At 63.1% G+C, this 16,737-nt stretch carries 17 protein-coding genes; 9 read left to right on the top strand and 8 right to left on the bottom strand.

Translation table 11 applies throughout. The features are described from left to right. Positions 1 to 371 precede the first annotated feature (371 nt). On the bottom strand, positions 372 to 512 hold the full coding sequence (locus tag ASD44_RS18300; RefSeq protein WP_156459761.1) for a hypothetical protein: 141 nt from the start codon (positions 510 to 512) through the stop codon (positions 372 to 374). 92 nt (positions 513 to 604) lie between these two features. Between ASD44_RS18300 and ASD44_RS03320 the strand changes: the two genes are divergently transcribed. Further along, positions 605 to 3,388, top strand: a complete 2,784-nt coding sequence (locus tag ASD44_RS03320) for a ribonuclease E/G (RefSeq protein ID WP_056108755.1) — start codon at positions 605 to 607, stop codon at positions 3,386 to 3,388. A 147-nt stretch (positions 3,389 to 3,535) separates the two neighbouring features. Here the strand turns inward: ASD44_RS03320 and ASD44_RS03315 are convergent, their stop codons facing one another. Together ASD44_RS03315 and ASD44_RS03310 are read right to left on the bottom strand one after the other, a co-directional pair. Further along, positions 3,536 to 4,465, bottom strand: a complete 930-nt coding sequence (locus ASD44_RS03315; protein WP_056108752.1) for a glutaminase — start codon at positions 4,463 to 4,465, stop codon at positions 3,536 to 3,538. A 5-nt stretch (positions 4,466 to 4,470) separates the two neighbouring features. Further along, on the bottom strand, positions 4,471 to 5,619 hold the full coding sequence (locus ASD44_RS03310; RefSeq protein ID WP_056108750.1) for an aminotransferase class I/II-fold pyridoxal phosphate-dependent enzyme: 1,149 nt from the start codon (positions 5,617 to 5,619) through the stop codon (positions 4,471 to 4,473). A gap of 142 nt (positions 5,620 to 5,761) precedes the next feature. Here ASD44_RS03310 and ASD44_RS03305 point away from each other — a divergent pair, with 142 nt between their 5' ends. From ASD44_RS03305 to aat, 6 genes are all read left to right on the top strand, one after another. Continuing rightward, positions 5,762 to 7,159 carry a M48 family metalloprotease gene (locus ASD44_RS03305; RefSeq protein WP_156459760.1) on the top strand — a complete coding sequence of 466 codons (1,398 nt, stop codon included), beginning with the start codon at positions 5,762 to 5,764 and terminating at the stop codon, positions 7,157 to 7,159. A 52-nt stretch (positions 7,160 to 7,211) separates the two neighbouring features. Further along, positions 7,212 to 8,039 (top strand): DsbA family protein, encoded by an 828-nt coding sequence (locus ASD44_RS03300; protein ID WP_056108747.1) that lies wholly within the window; start codon positions 7,212 to 7,214, stop codon positions 8,037 to 8,039. A 140-nt stretch (positions 8,040 to 8,179) separates the two neighbouring features. After that, a complete protein-coding gene (gene aroQ, locus ASD44_RS03295; RefSeq protein ID WP_056115359.1) occupies positions 8,180 to 8,614 on the top strand; it encodes a type II 3-dehydroquinate dehydratase in 435 nt (144 codons plus the stop codon). Between the two features lie 25 nt (positions 8,615 to 8,639). Next, the gene (accB, locus tag ASD44_RS03290) at positions 8,640 to 9,107 is read left to right on the top strand and encodes an acetyl-CoA carboxylase biotin carboxyl carrier protein (protein WP_056108744.1); all 468 of its coding nucleotides are present in this window, start codon (positions 8,640 to 8,642) and stop codon (positions 9,105 to 9,107) included. 16 nt (positions 9,108 to 9,123) lie between these two features. Then, a complete protein-coding gene (accC, locus tag ASD44_RS03285) occupies positions 9,124 to 10,476 on the top strand; it encodes an acetyl-CoA carboxylase biotin carboxylase subunit (RefSeq protein ID WP_056108741.1) in 1,353 nt (450 codons plus the stop codon). Between the two features lie 12 nt (positions 10,477 to 10,488). After that, a complete protein-coding gene (gene aat, locus ASD44_RS03280) occupies positions 10,489 to 11,100 on the top strand; it encodes a leucyl/phenylalanyl-tRNA--protein transferase (RefSeq protein WP_056108738.1) in 612 nt (203 codons plus the stop codon). A 27-nt stretch (positions 11,101 to 11,127) separates the two neighbouring features. Here aat and ASD44_RS03275 read toward each other — a convergent pair whose 3' ends face one another. From ASD44_RS03275 to ASD44_RS03265, 3 genes are all read right to left on the bottom strand, one after another. Then, positions 11,128 to 11,535 carry a hypothetical protein gene (locus ASD44_RS03275; protein ID WP_056115357.1) on the bottom strand — a complete coding sequence of 136 codons (408 nt, stop codon included), beginning with the start codon at positions 11,533 to 11,535 and terminating at the stop codon, positions 11,128 to 11,130. Between the two features lie 74 nt (positions 11,536 to 11,609). Next, entirely contained in the window at positions 11,610 to 12,068 is a 459-nt protein-coding gene (locus ASD44_RS03270) for a DUF2155 domain-containing protein (RefSeq protein WP_244478810.1), read from the bottom strand. A 199-nt stretch (positions 12,069 to 12,267) separates the two neighbouring features. Then, positions 12,268 to 12,666: an NADH:ubiquinone oxidoreductase subunit NDUFA12 gene (locus ASD44_RS03265; protein ID WP_056108733.1), complete on the bottom strand. Its 399-nt coding sequence runs from the start codon at positions 12,664 to 12,666 to the stop codon at positions 12,268 to 12,270. A 187-nt stretch (positions 12,667 to 12,853) separates the two neighbouring features. On the opposite strand from ASD44_RS03265, the gene panB reads away from it, so the two are divergent. Together panB and panC are read left to right on the top strand one after the other, a co-directional pair. Beyond that, a complete protein-coding gene (gene panB, locus ASD44_RS03260; protein ID WP_056108730.1) occupies positions 12,854 to 13,690 on the top strand; it encodes a 3-methyl-2-oxobutanoate hydroxymethyltransferase in 837 nt (278 codons plus the stop codon). Then, positions 13,687 to 14,538, top strand: a complete 852-nt coding sequence (gene panC / locus ASD44_RS03255; protein WP_056108727.1) for a pantoate--beta-alanine ligase — start codon at positions 13,687 to 13,689, stop codon at positions 14,536 to 14,538. The genes panB and panC overlap by 4 nt, the downstream gene beginning before the upstream one ends. 20 nt (positions 14,539 to 14,558) lie before the next feature. Here the strand turns inward: panC and ASD44_RS03250 are convergent, their stop codons facing one another. Then, the gene (locus tag ASD44_RS03250) at positions 14,559 to 15,047 is read right to left on the bottom strand and encodes a GNAT family N-acetyltransferase (RefSeq protein WP_056115354.1); all 489 of its coding nucleotides are present in this window, start codon (positions 15,045 to 15,047) and stop codon (positions 14,559 to 14,561) included. A 27-nt stretch (positions 15,048 to 15,074) separates the two neighbouring features. Next, a complete protein-coding gene (gatB, locus tag ASD44_RS03245; protein ID WP_056115351.1) occupies positions 15,075 to 16,574 on the bottom strand; it encodes an Asp-tRNA(Asn)/Glu-tRNA(Gln) amidotransferase subunit GatB in 1,500 nt (499 codons plus the stop codon). Between the last annotated feature and the right edge of the window lie 163 nt (positions 16,575 to 16,737).

Below are 16,737 nucleotides of genomic sequence, written 5' to 3'. Positions count from 1 at the left end.
TCGTATCCAGAGAAGGTTAACCAAGCCTTTTCACGACGGACATGCGGTGTGGAAGCGAGCATATTCCCGCGCCCGGGCTTCCGCTGCGGAAGTGCTTTTGCCGGCGTCGGAATCGGGGTTGCCTTCCACTGTGCCAAATCATAAAAGCGATGGTGGATCACCGCAATCCTGGGACGCCCCGTTCCGCAGCTTTCGGTTGCAGGCCAAACATGGGGCAAGTTCCAGTCGCGACGAGCAATCGAGCGAAGGTTTCAGGTGGTTGCGACGAATTTCGCAGGCGTGCTCCCGTGGCGGGGGAATCGTCTGCGTGAAGAAAACGGCTAGGGACGAGGTCCCGCGCCGGCTCGACAGAGCAAACAAGCTGGTCCGGTTCATTCCGGGCTTTGGTTCAAAAAAAGGGTTCGCCAGGCGACGATGTCTTCAAGCGCACTGATGGAAAGGTCCGCATTCAACCGCGCCATTTTGGCAGCGGGCGGCACCGCAGTGGCGTTGAAGCATCGCACGGCGAACATGCAAACATCCGGCACCCTGACTGATACAGACCCACAGCGACGGGCATTGTCCCTCCCGCTGAGGCTGGCGGCTGCCGGGGGGAAACGAAATAATGCCCAACAAAATGCTAATAGACGCCTCCCACCCGGAGGAAACACGCGTCGTCGTCGTACGCGGTAACCGTATCGAAGAATTCGATTTTGAATCCCAGGACAAAAAGCAGCTCAAAGGAAATATCTATCTCGCCCGCGTAACCCGCGTCGAACCTTCCCTTCAGGCAGCCTTTGTCGAATATGGCGGGAACCGTCACGGGTTCCTCGCCTTCAGCGAAATCCATCCCGACTACTATCAAATCCCGGTCGCCGACCGTCAGGCCCTGCTGCACGCTGAAGCGCAGGAAGCCGACGACGAGGACGACGAGGACGGCGATGGCGAAGACCGGCATCGCGGGCGGCGCAATCGCAGACGCGGCGGCAAGCATCGCGGCCGCTCCAGCCACGAAAGCCGCGCCGACGCCTCCGAAGACGGCGCAGATGCGGCCGCGAACGCCGACGACAACGGCGATGGCGACGAGACGGCGAGTGACGATGCAGTTTCGTCAGCCGTGGAGTCGGCGCCGGAAGCGGCGCCCGACGACGAAACCAATATCACCATGAAGGCGGAGGCCGATGCCGACGTCATTTCGGAAGAGATTCCTGAAGGCGGCGGCGAGCAGCCCGAAGACCGCGGCATGCTCGAAGAGGTGCAGCACGCGCACCACGACGACCACGATGTGGAGTCGGTCGGCGCGGAAGACGCGCTTGAAGAGGTTCGCAACCGCCGCAAGCCGCCGCGCCGGCAATACAAGATCCAGGAAGTCATCAAGCGCCGGCAGATCCTGCTGGTGCAGGTCGTCAAGGAAGAGCGCGGCAACAAGGGCGCGGCGCTGACCACCTATCTGTCGCTCGCCGGCCGTTATTCGGTGCTGATGCCGAACACGGCGCGCGGCGGCGGCATTTCCCGCAAGATCACCAACGCACAGGATCGCAAGCGGCTGAAGGAGGTCGTCTCCGACCTCGAGGTGCCGCAGGGCATGGGCGTCATCCTGCGCACCGCGGGCGAAAGCCGCACCAAGGCCGAGATCAAGCGCGACTACGAATATCTGATGCGGCTGTGGGAGAACGTCCGCGGCCTGACCTTGCAGTCCAGCGCCCCTGCCCTCGTCTACGAGGAAGGCTCGCTGATCAAGCGCTCGGTGCGCGACCTCTACAACAAGGATATCGACGAAATCCTGGTTGCGGGCGACGACGGCTACCGCGAGGCCAAGGACTTCATGCGCATGCTGATGCCCAGCCATGCGAAGGTTGTGCAGCCTTATCGCGACACGACGCCCATCTTCGTGCGCTCCGGTATCGAGGCGCAGCTCGACAAGATGCTGCAGCCGCAGGTGACGCTGAAATCCGGCGGCTACATCATCATCAACCAGACGGAAGCGCTGGTCGCCATCGACGTCAATTCGGGCCGTTCCACCAAGGAGCACTCGATCGAGGACACGGCGCTTCACACCAATCTGGAAGCAGCCGAGGAAGTGGCGCGCCAGCTCAGGTTGCGCGACCTTGCCGGTCTGATCGTCATCGACTTCATCGACATGGAGGAGAACCGCAACAACCGCTCCGTCGAGAAGCGGTTGAAGGATCACCTCAAGAACGACAGGGCGCGTATCCAGCTCGGCCGCATCTCGCATTTCGGCCTGATGGAGATGAGCCGCCAGCGCATCCGCGCCTCGGTGCTCGAATCGACCATGAAGCCCTGCCCGCATTGCGGCGGCACCGGCCATGTGCGTTCTGATTCTTCCGTGGCGCTGCTGGTGGTGCGGGCGATCGAGGAATTCCTGCTCAAGGATTCGCGCAGCCACATCACCGTCCGCACGCCGGCTGCGACCGCCCTCTACGTGCTCAATCACAAGCGCAGCACGCTGGTCGAACTGGAAACACGCTTCGGCCTGACGATCACCGTCGAAGCCGACGACACGGTTGGAGCGCAGCACTATGCGATCTTCCGCGGTGCGTTGGCGGAAAAGCCGGAAGGCTTCGTCGAAGCCCGGACACAGTTTCCCGCCATCGAGGAAGAACCCGAAGACGATATCGTCATCGAGGAAGACGAGACGGAGGCGGAAGAGCAGCCCCGCCAGCAGGGCCAGCAGGGCCGGCAGGAGCGTTCCGGCGAGAACGACGACGGCCAGCGCGGCGACAAGAAGCGCAGGCGCAGGCGCAGGCGTCGTGGCGGCAAGGACCGCGAACAGGGCGTCGAACACCAGGGCGGAGAGTCCGTCACGGCCGCGCCATCCGCATCGATGTCCGATGACGAAACCGACGATGGCGATTCGGGCGATGAAGCCGGGGCGTCCGTTGTAGCGGTCGCCCAGGACGGCCAGCCAAAGAAGCGTCGGCGTGGCAAGCGTGGCGGCAAGCGCAACCGCCCCGAAGGCGAGGATGGGATCGGCGATGCTGGCGAAAGCATCGAGGATTCGGAGAAGGCTGAAGCCGCCGCCGAAAAGCCCGCGGCCGAGGAGCCAAAATCCGAAACGCAGCCGGAAGCGGCGACGGCCGATGCCCCGGCAGCGGCCAACGACGATGAAAAGCCGAAGAAGCCGAAGCGGGCCTCGCGCTCGAAGAAAGCTGTAGCCGAGGCGACCGAAGAAAAGACAGTTGCAGCCGAACCGGCCAAAGCTGCGGAACCGAAGGCGGAGCCCCCCGCGGCAGAGGAGCCGGTCAAGAAGCGGGCTTCGCGGCGCAAGGCGGCAACCGCCGAGACCGTGGCTCCGGTCGTCTCGTCGACCGTCGCCAACGAGCCCGGCGAACCCGCCGAGCAGAAGCCGAAAAAAGGCGGATGGTGGCAGCGGAAAGGCTTTTTCTGAGCCGTTTCAGTCCCTTGACCTGATTTTCTGACAAAGTGAATCCCGCGCTGGCCTTCCGGCGCGGGATTTTTGTTGGGTGTTCTGCTTCCGCGTTCGTTGCGATCGCACGCGGCTGGTGAAAACCCGCGGCAGAGTTACGACAGAACGTTACGGCGCGAACACCGACCAGTTCATCATCTTCGCCAGCTTCTCCAGCGCGATGGAACCCAGCTTCGAATTGCCGTTGGCGTTCAGGCCGGGCGACCAGACGGCGAGCGAGGCGACGCCCGGCACGATCGCCAGTATGCCGCCGCCAACGCCGCTTTTGCCCGGAATGCCGACGCGGAAGGCGAAATCGCCCGAGCCGTCATAGTGGCCGCAGGTGAGCATCAGCGCGCTAATGCGCCTTGCTCGCTCCGCCGAGATCACCGAATGCCCGGTCGAGGGCTGCCTGCCGCCATTGGCCAGGAAGCGCCCTGCCAGCGCCAGTTGCCGGCAACTCATCGCAATGGCGCAATGGTGGAAATAGACGCCCAGCGCCATCTCCGGCGCATGATGCAGATTGCCGAACGACTTCATGTAATTGGCCAGCGCGAAGTTGCGGTAGCCGGTTGCCCGTTCCGAAGCCGCCACGGCGCTGTCAATGGTGATCGTCTCGTCGTCGGCGAGAAACTGCACGAAGCGCAGGATCTCGCCGATCGTTTCGCGCGGCTGGTGGCCGGCCAGCAGCACGTCGGAAATGACAATGGCGCCCGCATTGATGAACGGATTGCGGGGGATGCCGTTCTCATGTTCGAGCTGGACGATGGAGTTGAACGGATTGCCGGACGGCTCGCGCCCGACCCGCTTCCACAGCGCATCGCCCTTTTCGCCCAGCGCAAGGGTGAGCGTGAACACCTTGGAAATGCTCTGGATCGAGAAGGCTTCGCCGGCATCGCCCGCGACCAGCACCCGGCCGTCATTTGTGGCCGCCGCGATGCCGAACTTGCCGGCATCGACACGGCCAAGCTGCGGGATGTAGCTGGCGACCTCACCACGGTCGCTGCGCGCCGCCATCTCCGCCGCGACTTCGGCAAGCGCCTGTTCCAGATCGGCCATTGCCCCTACCTCAACCAGCGTTCGATGCGGGCGAGCGCCTCGACCATCTCGTCATGGCTGCCGGCGTAGGAGAACCGCATGGTGCTATGGCCCTGCAGCGGGTCGAAGTCTCGGCCAGGCGTCGCCGCGACATACGCCTCGGCCAGCATACGGCGGGCGAAAGCCATTGAGTCGTTGGTCAGCCGCGAGACGTCGCAGAAGGCGTAGAAGGCGCCGTCCATCGGCGCCGCCAGCCGAAAGCCAAGCTCCGGCAGGCGCTTGGCCAGAAGTTCGCGGTTCCAGGCATAGCGCGCCTTGATGTCCTCCAGCTCTGCCGTCGCCTTGAACGCTTCGATGGCCGCGACCTGGGAAAGCTCCGGCGCGGAAATGTAGAGGCTCTGGGCGATGCGTTCGATCGGCCGCACCAGTTCGGGCGGCAGCACCATCCAGCCGATGCGCCAGCCGGTCATGCAGTAATATTTTGAGAATGAATTGATGACCGTGACTGACGAGCCGAAGGCGAGCGCCGTCGTGTCCGGTCCGGCATAGGAAAGGCGATGGTAAATCTCGTCGGAAATCAAGGAAATGCCGAGGTTTTCCGCGGTTTCGACCAGCAGCTTCATCTCGGCAGCGGGAATAACCGCGCCCGTCGGATTGGCCGGACTGGCGAACAGCGCGCCTTTCAGCGGCTTCTGGCGATGCGCCTTCTCCAGATGCGCGGCGCGGAGATAGGGTTCGCCGTCGAGCTCGATCTCGACGACATCGATGCCGAGCGCCGCCATGATGTTGCGGTAGGCGGGATAGCCCGGGGCGGCGATGGCGACGCGGTCCCCGGCGTCGAACATGGCGAGAAAGGCGAGGTTGAAGGCCGCCGAGGAACCGGTGGTCACAGCGATCCTTTCAGGCGCGACATCTATGCCGTAGTGCTCGCCATAATGCGCCGCGATGGCGCGGCGCAGGGCGGCAAGTCCCAGCGCGTCCGTGTAGCCGATGCGTCCCGCTTTCAGGGCGGCGGCGGCGGCCTGCCGAACCGCTTCCGGCGCCGGATCAGACGGCTGCCCGACCGCCATCGACACGACGGAAACGCCATTCGCGGCCAACCGGTTGGCTTCGGCCAGAATGTCCATGGCGTGGAACGGCTCGACCTCGCCGCGCCGCGAAAGCGAAATGCTCATATGTGCTCGTATCCTGACAATCCGTGGCCGGACAGCGGTCCAGCGCCGCACAAATGCCCGATTGGTGTGGGGATCACAAGTTCATGAAGTTTTCAGCATCGACTTTCCATCATTGGCCGCCTCGTCTACCAGTGGATGCACCATGCTGAGCCTGTTCCGCCCCAAAACGCTGCTTGCCCGCACCGCACGGTCATTGACGGCGCTGTCGCTCGGCGCGCTGATGGCCGCCGCCAGTTCGATAAGCGCCTTCGCGCAGGGCGTTCCGGTGGTGCGCGACGCCGAGATCGAGGCGCTGGTTCGCGACTATGCGCGGCCGATCTTCAAGGCGGCAGGCCTTTCCAATGCCGGCATCCAGATCATCCTCGTCAACGACAACAGCTTCAACGCCTTCGTCGCCGGCAGGCGTTTGTTCATCAACACGGGCGCGCTGGTGCAGGCCGAGACGCCGAACGAGATCATCGGCGTCATCGCCCATGAATGCGGGCATCTGGCCGGCGGGCACCAGGAAAAACTGCGGGAGCAGCTTGAGCGGGCAAAGACGATGGCGATTGTCGCAGGGCTGCTGGGCGCCGGCGCGCTGGTCGCTGGCGGTGCAACCAACAACAGGGCACTCGCGGGCGCCGGCATCGGCCTCGCCACCGGGGGCGGCGAGGTGGCGACGCGTTCCCTGCTCAGCTATCAGCGCGGCGAAGAGATCACTGCCGACCGCTCCGCCATCACCTATCTCGACGCCACCGGGCAATCCGGCAGGGGAATGCTGAAGACCTTCCAGCGTTTCCAGAGCGCGCTTTCGCTGTCCGGCGCGCAGATCGACCAGTACCGGATCAGCCACCCGATGCCGCGGGAGCGTATTTCCAATCTCCAGGAGCTTGTCGAGAAAAGCCAATACAAAGACAAAACCGATTCGGCGGCGCTGCAGCAGCGCCACGACATGATGCGGGTCAAGATCGCCGCCTACACGCAGGGCCAGGCGGAAGTATCCCGGCTGAACCGCAAGCTGTCGGACGGCCTGGCGGTGAAATATGGCGATGCGCAGGTCGCCTTCCTGTTCGGCAATCCCGCTTCGGCGCTCAGCAAGACGGACGGTCTAATCAAGGCGCAGCCGAAAAATCCCTATTTCCAGGAGCTGCGTGGCGATATCCTGATGAAATCGAACCGGTCGAAGGACGCGGCGACGGCCTATGCCAAGGCGATTTCCCTTGATCCCGCCAAATCCGGCCTGCTTTCGGTGTCCTACGCACAGGCGCTGATCGCCACCGGGTCGCCCGAGACGCTGAAAAAAGCCGTCGCGCAGATCAACAACAGCCTGCAGCGCGATCGTGAGAACAGCAGCGCCTACCGCTATCTGGCGCAGGCCTATGGCGAATTGGGGGACGTCGCCAATGCCGAGCTGGCAACAGCTGAAGGCTACTATTACAGCGGTTCGTTGAAGGACGCGAAAATATTCGCCATGCGGGCGCAGAAGAATTTCAAGCGCGGCGAGCCGGCATGGCTTCGGGCGCAGGACATCATCAATTCCGGACCGGCCAAGAAGAAATGAACATGCGGATCGCAAATCCATGTTCCCGGTTCAGGCAGAAGGACGAGACACCATGATCAGGGCAATATTGTTGGGCACCACCGGACTGGCGGTTGCGCTGGTCATGCTGGGGGCCGGTTTCGCCGCCGGGAACGCACCCGTCGCTCAGGCGCAGGCCGCCGGCGCCGAAGAGACGCCCGCCGTCGTGCAGATGGCGGCCGCTGAAACCCCGACGACGGTCGACCGCAAGGAGGTCGAAGGCATCGTCCGCGACTACCTGCTCAAGAATCCTGAAATCATGCTCGAAGTGCAGGGCGCGCTCGAAGCCAAGCAGCAGGAAGAGCAGCGGCTCGCCCATCTCGGCGTCATCGACGACAACAAGGACGAAATCTTCAATTCCGCCTTCGACGGCATCGTCGGCAACCGTGACGGCAAGGTGACGATCGTCGAGTTCTACGATTACAATTGCGGCTTCTGCAAACGCGCCATCGACGACATGCAGGCATTGACGAAGGCCGACCCGGAATTGCGCTTCGTGCTCAAGGAATTTCCGATCCTCGGCCCGGATTCGCAAAAGGCGAGCGTCGTTTCCATGGCCTTCCACAAGCTCATGCCGGAGAAATATGGCGAGTTCCACAATGCGCTGCTTGGCGGACAGGGCCGCGCCACGGAGGAAGCGGCCGTCAAGATCGCGCTCTCGCTGGGCGCCGACGAGGCAAAGCTGCGCGAGCACATGCAGGACCCGGACATTCCGGCAGCCTTCGCCAAGACCTACGAACTCGCCAACAAGCTCGCCATAACCGGCACGCCCTCCTATGTCGTCGGCAACGAGGTCATCTTCGGCGCCCTCGGCAAGGAGGTTCTGGCGGAAAAGATCGAGGCGGCAAAGTCAGCTCTCTGAACGAAATCGGGTCAACAACCCCGCAGCCATACATTGTTGACGGGGAAAGAACGCACTTGCGCTCTTTTCCCAGTGGAATATGCCCATTATAGAGGGTCCGGCGCGGCGGCTCGAGCCGCACGCAGGAAAGGTCGGTGCTTTTGAAAACGGTATTCGTTTTGAACGGTCCAAATCTGAATATGCTCGGCAAGCGGGAACCGTCTATCTACGGGTCGCAGACGCTGGGCGATATCGAGGCGGACTGTCGCAAAGCTGCCGAGCCTCTTGGGATCACAGTCGACTTTCGCCAGTCCAACCATGAAGGCGATCTCGTCACCTGGATTCAGGAAGCAAGCCAGTCGGCCGCGGGCGTCGTGCTGAACGCCGGCGCCTACACCCATACCTCCATCGCCATCCATGACGCCATCCGGGCCGCTTCGGACGTGCCTGTCATCGAAGTTCATCTTTCCAATATCCACGCGCGGGAACCGTTCCGCCATGTTTCCAAAGTCGCGCCGCATGCCGTTGGCATGATCTGCGGGTTCGGCCCGCTGGGCTACACGCTGGCGCTGCAGGCGCTGGCGGCAAGAATTTAGCGTGCCGACACAAGAAGGGTCGATCATGACGACGAAAAAGACCGGTGTTGACCAGCAGCTTATCCGCGATCTCGCGGGCATCCTGAACGACACCAATCTGACTGAGATCGAGGTGGAGCTTGGCGACCTGAAGGTTCGCGTTTCGCGCCACGCGCCGGCGGTTCACGCTGTGGCGGCGCCGCAGCCTGCCTACGCGGCAGCAGCAGCCCCGGCAGCCATTGCAGCCCCCGCGGCGGCGCCTGCGGCGTCCGACAGCTCGAAGAACGCGGTGCCCTCGCCCATGGTCGGCACGGCCTATCTCTCGCCTTCGCCGGACGCCCGTCCGTTCGTCGAAATCGGTCAGAAGGTGAAAGAAGGCCAGACGCTGCTGATCATCGAGGCGATGAAGACCATGAACCAGATCCCCGCGCCCCGCGCCGGAACCGTGACTGCGATCCTGATCGAGGATACCCAGCCGGTGGAATACGGCATGCCGCTCGTCGTGATCGAGTAAGGCCGGGAAAACGGCGATGTTCCAGAAAATCCTCATCGCCAATCGCGGCGAAATCGCGCTTCGGGTGCTGCGCGCCTGCAAGGAGCTTGGCATCCAGACCGTCGTGGTTCACTCGACCGCCGATGCCGACGCCATGCATGTGCGTCTTGCCGACGAAAGCGTCTGCATCGGGCCGCCGCCTTCGCGCGACAGCTACCTCAACATCCATCAGATCGTCGCCGCCTGCGAGATCACCGGGGCGGATGCCGTGCATCCGGGCTACGGCTTCCTGTCCGAGAACGCCAAGTTCGCCGACATCCTCGCCGCCCACAACATCACCTTCATCGGCCCGTCCGGCGACCATATCCGCATCATGGGCGACAAGATCGAGGCCAAGCGCACCGCCAAGCGGCTGGGCATCCCCGTGGTGCCTGGCTCGGACGGCGCGGTTACCGAAGAGGCCGACGCCAAGCGCATCGCCAACGAGATCGGTTATCCGGTCATCATCAAAGCAACCGCCGGCGGTGGCGGGCGCGGCATGAAGGTGGCGCGCACCGAAGAGGATCTGATCGAGGCCTTGCAGACGGCGAGCACCGAAGCGGGCGCCGCCTTCGGCAACAGCTCGGTCTATATCGAGAAATACCTCGAAAAGCCGCGCCATATCGAACTGCAGGTGTTCGGCGACGGCGCTGGCAGGGGCGTCCACTTCGGCGAGCGCGACTGTTCATTGCAGCGACGCCACCAGAAGGTGTGGGAGGAGGCCAACTCCCCTGCCCTCAACGCCGAGGAGCGCGCCAAGATTGGTGGCGTTTGCGCCAAGGCGATCGCCGATCTCGGCTATTCCGGCGCCGGAACCATCGAATTTCTCTACGAGAACGGCGAATTCTATTTCATCGAAATGAACACCCGTCTCCAGGTCGAGCATCCGGTGACGGAAATGATTACTGGCATCGACCTCGTCCACGAGCAGATCCGGGTTGCATCGGGCGGCGGCCTGTCGGTGACGCAAGACGAGATCAAATTCAACGGTCACGCCATTGAATGCCGCATCAACGCGGAAGACCCGCGCACCTTCACGCCCTCGCCTGGCACGATCACGCATTTCCACACGCCCGGGGGTCTCGGCATCCGCGTCGATTCCGGTGTTTATTCGGGCTACCGCATTCCGCCCTATTACGACAGTTTGATCGGCAAGCTGATCGTCCACGGCCGCAACCGGGTCGAATGCATGATGCGGTTGCGCCGCGCGCTGGACGAGTTCGTGGTCGATGGCATCAAGACGACGCTGCCGCTGTTCCGCGACCTCGTCGGCAATTCCGACATCGCCAATGGCGACTACGATATCCACTGGCTGGAGAAATATCTGGCCAAGGAAGCCCCCGAAGCCTGAAGATAAGGCGTCATGACCAGGCCCTACGCGCCCGGCTACCGCATCCCGACGGACCTGTTGCTGAAGGCCTATGCGTCGGGCGTGTTTCCGATGGCCGAAAGCGCTGCCGACGCCGAAGTGTTCTGGGTGCGGCCGGAATCACGCGGCATCATTCCGCTGGACGGATTCCACATCCCCAAAAGCCTGGCCAAGACGGTCCGCAAGGGCCTGTTCGAGGTCCGCTTCGACCATGACTTCGAATCGACCATCGATGCCTGCGCCGAGCAGCGCGAGGAGCGCCAGTCCACCTGGATCAATGCACCGATCCGCGAAGCCTATGTGCGGCTTCACGAGATCGGCAACTGCCATTCCGTCGAGGCCTGGCGCGAGGGGCGGCTGGTGGGCGGGCTTTACGGCGTTTCGCTGGGGCGGGTGTTCTTCGGCGAAAGCATGTTTTCCAAGGAAACCGACGCCTCGAAGGTTTGTCTCGTCCGCCTTGTCGAAAGGCTGAACGAACGCGGCTTCGTGCTTCTCGACACCCAATTCACCACCGAGCATCTGAAGCGCTTCGGCGCGGTCGATGTGCCGCGCGGCAGATACGAAAAGATGCTTGCCGCGGCGCTGAAGGGCGAAGCCAGGTTCTAACGATCAAAATCCCACAAGAGTGACCTTCTAGTCCGCTTTTTTGGAGCTGCCTTCGCCCTGCCCACTTTTCCTAGCCTTGCCGGTGGGCAGCGGCGCCTGCGAATGGAACATCATCTTCCAGCCGTCGGCGCGCCGCACGTAGCCGGTGCTGACGAGCGCGGCATAGGGTTCGCCGGTGGACCGCGTAGCCCGCGCCTCATAAGTCAGCATGACGATATCGCTGCCGGGCTCCACGAAACCCTTGGGCTCGATCTGGAGGTTCTTCCAGCGGTGCGGTTTCTTCGCGGTGGCGGCAAGATCCGCGTTGCTCATGGTCTGCGCCATTTCAGGAAAGGCCACGAGACATTCCTTGTCCGCATTGGCCTTGTAAAAGGCTTCGTCGCCCGTCCAGAAGCCCTTTTCGAGCGCGATCAATTCGTCCTTGCTAGCGAGCATGGTCACCATCCTTCACGCGCCCCGCGAGCCAACGTTTCAGCAGGCACGCGGTTCCCGGAAGGAGTGTCGTTGGATCAGTTGGTTCCGGAGGTGGTGCCGGGGTCGGCCGGAGCCGCGCCGCCCTTGCCGCTGCCACCATCGGGCGCCTTGGCCGCGCCAGGTGCGGGAACATCCGACTTCTGCTTGCAGGCCTTGAGCCAGACATCATAGACGGCGTGCTCGACGGCGTTGAGGCCGGGACTCTCGGCAAACATCCAGCCGGTGAAGATGCGCCTTATCTTGCGGTCCAGGGTGATCTCGTCGACTTCGACGAAGGAATCGGTCTTCGGAGCCTCGGCCTCGGGCCGCGAATAGCAGACGCGCGGCGTCACCTGCAGGGCGCCGAACTGCACCGTTTCGTCGATATAGACGTCGAAGGTGATGATACGTCCGGTAATCTTGTCGATGCCGGCGAATTCGGCAACCGGATTGGCGACACGACCTGCATCACCGGCCGCAGGCGGAGCTGCGAAGGCGAGGCTACCCGCCAACATGGTGGCGGCGACCGCTGCGCCCGTCCAGACCCGGCCGCCCATCGTATTTCGGCTCAATATGCGCATACAGGACTACCAGTGGTTATGGCCGGTGATTCTCGACCGACAGGCTAATAGCCGCTCTCGGATCATCAAGCTGCTAAACGCCAATTGTGGCGAGAAAAGACCAGAAGCAGACGACAAACGGCGTGCGTCCGGCTCAGTTGCCCGGCGTCCAGGCATCATAGTCGCCCGTCACCTGCGGCCGATGGCCGGTGCCGAGCACGGAGCCTTTCGGACGATAGGCGCTTGGGGTGCCCGTGAGATTCGGCTGGTAGGGCTTTTGCCAGTCGCGCGGCTTGTAGTCCTCGCTGGGCGGAGCGACATCGACGCGGTGATGCATCCAGCCATGCCAGCCCGGCGGGATCGCCGAAGCTTCCGACCGGCCGTTGTAGATGACCCAGCGACGCGTCTGACCATCGGAATTGACGCCGCCCTCGTAATAGACGTTGCCGAATTCGTCCTGCCCGACCTTTGTGCCGTAGCGCCACGTATGGAGCCGCGTGCCGATCGTCTGGCCGTTCCACCATGTGAAAAACTGCAGGAGGAAATTCTTCATCGTCACTTTCCGGGCCGCTTGCCTGCGTTGCTTATGGCGTCAGGCGGACGCGAAGGCAAGGATTTTGCGTTGCACCAAGCGGTCTGTTCGGCAACCCCTGCCAACTTGCCAAGCATGGCTGATGTTCCTATGACTGCCGCCGCGTCAAGTAAGGCGCAGCAGCTGGGCACCTTACCGGGGGACAGACTTGGCCGAAGCCGAGATCCGCAAAACCACCGAGGCGATTCGCCGAGCCAAGGGTGGCGTCCCGATCGTCTGCCTCACCGCCTATACCTTTCCCATCGCAAGACTGCTCGATCCCCATGTCGACCTGCTGCTGGTCGGCGACAGCGTCGCCATGGTCCTGCACGGCCACGAAACGACGCTGGGCGCAACGATGGACATGATGATCGCCCATGGCCAGGCGGTGATGCGCGGCGCGCAAAAGGCCTGCGTCGTCGTCGACATGCCGGCGGGGAGCTATGAGGAATCGACTGAACTGGCCGTCGCCTCCGCCCGCCGCATCGTCAGGGAGACCGGTTGCCATGCGGTCAAGCTCGAAGGCGGGGTGGACATGGCTCCCCAGATCGCCGCCCTCGTCGCCGATGGCATTCCGGTGATGGGTCATATCGGCCTGCAGCCGCAATCGGTCGAGAAGGACGGCGGCTACAAGATCAAGGGCAAGACCCATGATGCGGTCGCGGCGCTGTTCAAAGACGCCGAGGCGGTCGAAAAGGCCGGCGCGTTTTCCGTCGTCATCGAAGGCACTGTGGAGCGCGTGGCGGCGGACCTGACCCGCGCCGTCTCCATCCCGACCATCGGCATTGGCGCCAGCGCCGACTGCGACGGCCAGATTCTGGTGATCGACGACATGGTCGGCCTGACGGTGGGCCGGGTGCCCAAATTCGTCAAGGAATACGCGCATCTGCGCCATGTCGTCGCCGGCGCGGCCGAAGCCTTTGCGCGGGATGTACGCAGCCGCGCTTTTCCAGCCGCCGAGCATATTTTTTCCGCCTCACCGGAAGCCAGGAAGGGTCGTGCATGAGCCTGCCGGAAATCGTCGAGACCGTCGCGGCATTGCGCGCGCGGGTGCGCGGCTGGCGGCGCGACGGGCTGAAAGTCGCCATGGTGCCGACGATGGGCGCGCTGCATGACGGCCATATCTCGCTGGTGCGGATGGCTCTGGAGAAGGCCGACCGCTGCGTGGTGTCAATCTTCGTCAACCCGGCCCAGTTCGCACCGACGGAAGACCTCGATAAATATCCGCGCCAGCTCGCGCGCGACCTCGAGCGCCTGGCCGAAATCCGGGCGCATCTCGCCTTCACGCCGCCGGTCAGCGAAATGTATCCTTCCGGCTTCGCGACGAAGATTTCCGTGGGCGGGCCTTCCGCCGGTCTGGAAACCGATTTCCGACCCGCCTTCTTCGAGGGTGTAGCCACCGTGGTCGGCAAGCTGTTCATCCAGGCGGAGCCGGATTTCGCCATCTTCGGCGAGAAGGACTATCAGCAGCTTTGCGTTGTCCGAAAGCTGTGCCGCGACCTCGACCTGCCGGTCGAGATCGTCGGCGCGGAAACGGTAAGGGACAAGCACGGCCTCGCCCTGTCGTCGCGCAACGCCTATCTCAGCGACGATGAACGCGCCGTCGCACGGCAGCTTAACCGCATCCTGCGCGAAACCGCCGAAGCGCTGGCCGCAGGCGCGGACGAGCGCGCGACGGTCGAAGCGGCCTACAACGCGATCCTGCAGGCGGGTTTCCGCAGCGTCGACTATGTGGCGGCGCGCGAGGCGCTGACTTTGCACCCATGGCAACGCGGCAAAGACGGCCGCCTGTTGGCCGCCGCATGGCTGGGCAAGACACGGCTCATCGACAATCTCGCAATTCCAGCAGGATAGTCACCCTGCGATGGCGACGATCAGGCGAGCTGCTTTTCCAGCGTCAGGATCGTAGCGTCGACCCATTGTGTCGCTTTCCTGCTGCCTGTGCGGACGAAGCCGCCCGCTTCGTAGAAAGCGATGGCGCCATTGTTCTTCTCCTCGACCTCAAGCCGCATCATCCGGCAATCGAAGAACGAACCCTGTATTTCCTCCAGCAGCAGTCCACCGACACCCCTGCCCTGCATCGCAGGCAACACATCAAGCTCATGCAGTTCGACGATTTCGGGCCGCTTGTCATTGACGACCGCGTAAGCCATGCCGGCAAGGCCGGAGCCGGTATCGGCAACAATGAACTCCGATTTCGGGCGCCTCAGCATCTGGCGCAGCCAATCCACCGAATGCCATCGGTCCGATAATTGGGAAACGCCGGCCTCGCCATAAATCGGGTCGTAGGTGGCGTGCCAGGTTGCGGCGAGAAGCCGGCTGACGGCGGCAAGATCGTTCTCGCCCGCGGTGCGGATGAACACGGTCAAGGTCCCCGCCCTCGACGCGCGCTATTCAATGCCGAGCTTGGCCTTGACCAGGTCGTTGACGGCCTGCGGGTTGGCCTTGCCGCCCGTCGCCTTCATCACCTGGCCGACGAACCAGCCTGCCATGGTCGGCTTGGCCTTCGCCTGCTCGACCTTGTCGGGGTTGGCGGCGATCACCTCGTCCACCGCCTTTTCGATGGCGCCGGTGTCGGTGACCTGCTTCATGCCGCGGCTTTCGACCAGTTCGCGCGGGTCGCCGCCCTCGTTCCAGACGATCTCGAACAGATCCTTGGCGATCTTGCCGGAAATCGTGCCTTCCTTGATCAGGTCGATGACGCCGCCGAGCTGATCGGGGGAAACCGGAGTCTCTTCAATGGTTTTGCCGGATTTGTTCAGCTGCCCCAGCAGGTCGTTGATGACCCAGTTGGCGGCCAGCTTGCCGTCGCGATCCACCGCCACTTTCTCGAAATAATCGGCAATGGCTTTTTCCGACACGAGGATCGACGCATCGTAAGGCGAAAGGCCGAGCTTCTCGACCAGCCGCGCCTTCTTTTCGTCCGGCAGTTCCGGCAGGCCGACAGCCAACGCATCGACATAGGCCTGGTCGAATTCCAGCGGCAAAAGGTCAGGGTCGGGGAAATAGCGGTAGTCATGCGCCTCTTCCTTCGAACGCATCGAACGGGTCTCGCCCTTCACCGCATCGTAGAGGCGGGTTTCCTGGTCGATCGATCCGCCGTCCTCCAGAATGGCGATCTGGCGGCGCGCCTCGTATTCGATCGCCTGGCCGATGAAGCGGATCGAGTTCATGTTCTTGATCTCGCAGCGCGTGCCAAACGGCTCGCCGGGACGCCGGACCGAAACGTTGACGTCGGCGCGAAGCGATCCCTCGTCCATGTTGCCGTCGCAGGTGCCGAGATAGCGCAGGATCGAGCGCAGCTTGGTAACGTACGCCTTCGCCTCTTCCGACGAGCGGATATCGGGCTTGGAGACGATCTCCATCAGCGCCACGCCCGAACGGTTCAGGTCGACATAGGACATGGTCGGATGCTGGTCGTGCATCGACTTGCCGGCGTCCTGCTCCAGATGCAGGCGCTCGACGCCGACCTCGATGTCCTCGAACTGGCCCTTGTTGTCGGGACCGACCGAAACCGTGACCGTGCCCTCGCCGACGATGGGCTGCTTGAACTGCGAAATCTGGTAGCCCTGGGGCAGATCGGGGTAGAAGTAGTTTTTCCGGTCGAACACTGATTTGTGGTTGATCTGCGCCTTCAGCCCGAGCCCGGTGCGGATCGCCTGCCGCACGCATTCCTCGTTGATGACGGGCAGCATGCCGGGCATCGCCGCGTCGACCAGGCTGACATTGGCGTTGGGCGCCGCGCCGAACGCAGTCGATGCGCCGGAGAACAGCTTCGCCTCCGAGGTCACCTGGGCATGGACTTCCATGCCGATGACGATCTCCCAGTCGCCGGTGGCGCCGGGGATCAAGCGTTTCGCGTCGGGTGTGCGGGTGTCGATGAGGGTCATGGAAGCCTGCGGAAAACGGAAAGTCGCGGTCAATTCGTGTGCCATCTCGCTAGTGCAAACTGGCTGCCGAAGCAAGCATCCGGCTATCGGGCGCCCCGTGAGCCGAGACTGGAATTCTTCTTCATGTCGATTTATAAGACGCCATCCCAATGGAGAGTGGATG

The sequence above is a fragment of the Mesorhizobium sp. Root554 genome (assembly GCF_001427025.1).
GTDB lineage: Bacteria > Pseudomonadota > Alphaproteobacteria > Rhizobiales > Rhizobiaceae > Mesorhizobium.
Note: the sequence above shows the minus strand (reverse complement) of the source record. Positions and strands in the feature narration are given on the sequence as shown.

Bases quoted from the DNA above. Each gene is read 5' to 3' on its own strand.
- ASD44_RS18300 (WP_156459761.1), bottom strand. From the start codon at position 512: ATGTTCGCCGTGCGATGCTTCAACGCCACTGCGGTGCCGCCCGCTGCC.
- ASD44_RS03320 (WP_056108755.1), top strand. From the start codon at position 605: ATGCCCAACAAAATGCTAATAGACGCCTCCCACCCGGAGGAAACACGC.
- ASD44_RS03315 (WP_056108752.1), bottom strand. From the start codon at position 4,465: ATGGCCGATCTGGAACAGGCGCTTGCCGAAGTCGCGGCGGAGATGGCG.
- ASD44_RS03310 (WP_056108750.1), bottom strand. From the start codon at position 5,619: ATGAGCATTTCGCTTTCGCGGCGCGGCGAGGTCGAGCCGTTCCACGCC.
- ASD44_RS03305 (WP_156459760.1), top strand. From the start codon at position 5,762: ATGCTGAGCCTGTTCCGCCCCAAAACGCTGCTTGCCCGCACCGCACGG.
- ASD44_RS03300 (WP_056108747.1), top strand. From the start codon at position 7,212: ATGATCAGGGCAATATTGTTGGGCACCACCGGACTGGCGGTTGCGCTG.
- accB (WP_056108744.1), top strand. From the start codon at position 8,640: ATGACGACGAAAAAGACCGGTGTTGACCAGCAGCTTATCCGCGATCTC.
- accC (WP_056108741.1), top strand. From the start codon at position 9,124: ATGTTCCAGAAAATCCTCATCGCCAATCGCGGCGAAATCGCGCTTCGG.
- aat (WP_056108738.1), top strand. From the start codon at position 10,489: ATGACCAGGCCCTACGCGCCCGGCTACCGCATCCCGACGGACCTGTTG.
- ASD44_RS03275 (WP_056115357.1), bottom strand. From the start codon at position 11,535: ATGCTCGCTAGCAAGGACGAATTGATCGCGCTCGAAAAGGGCTTCTGG.
- ASD44_RS03270 (WP_244478810.1), bottom strand. From the start codon at position 12,068: ATGTTGGCGGGTAGCCTCGCCTTCGCAGCTCCGCCTGCGGCCGGTGAT.
- ASD44_RS03265 (WP_056108733.1), bottom strand. From the start codon at position 12,666: ATGAAGAATTTCCTCCTGCAGTTTTTCACATGGTGGAACGGCCAGACG.
- panC (WP_056108727.1), top strand. From the start codon at position 13,687: ATGAGCCTGCCGGAAATCGTCGAGACCGTCGCGGCATTGCGCGCGCGG.
- gatB (WP_056115351.1), bottom strand. From the start codon at position 16,574: ATGACCCTCATCGACACCCGCACACCCGACGCGAAACGCTTGATCCCC.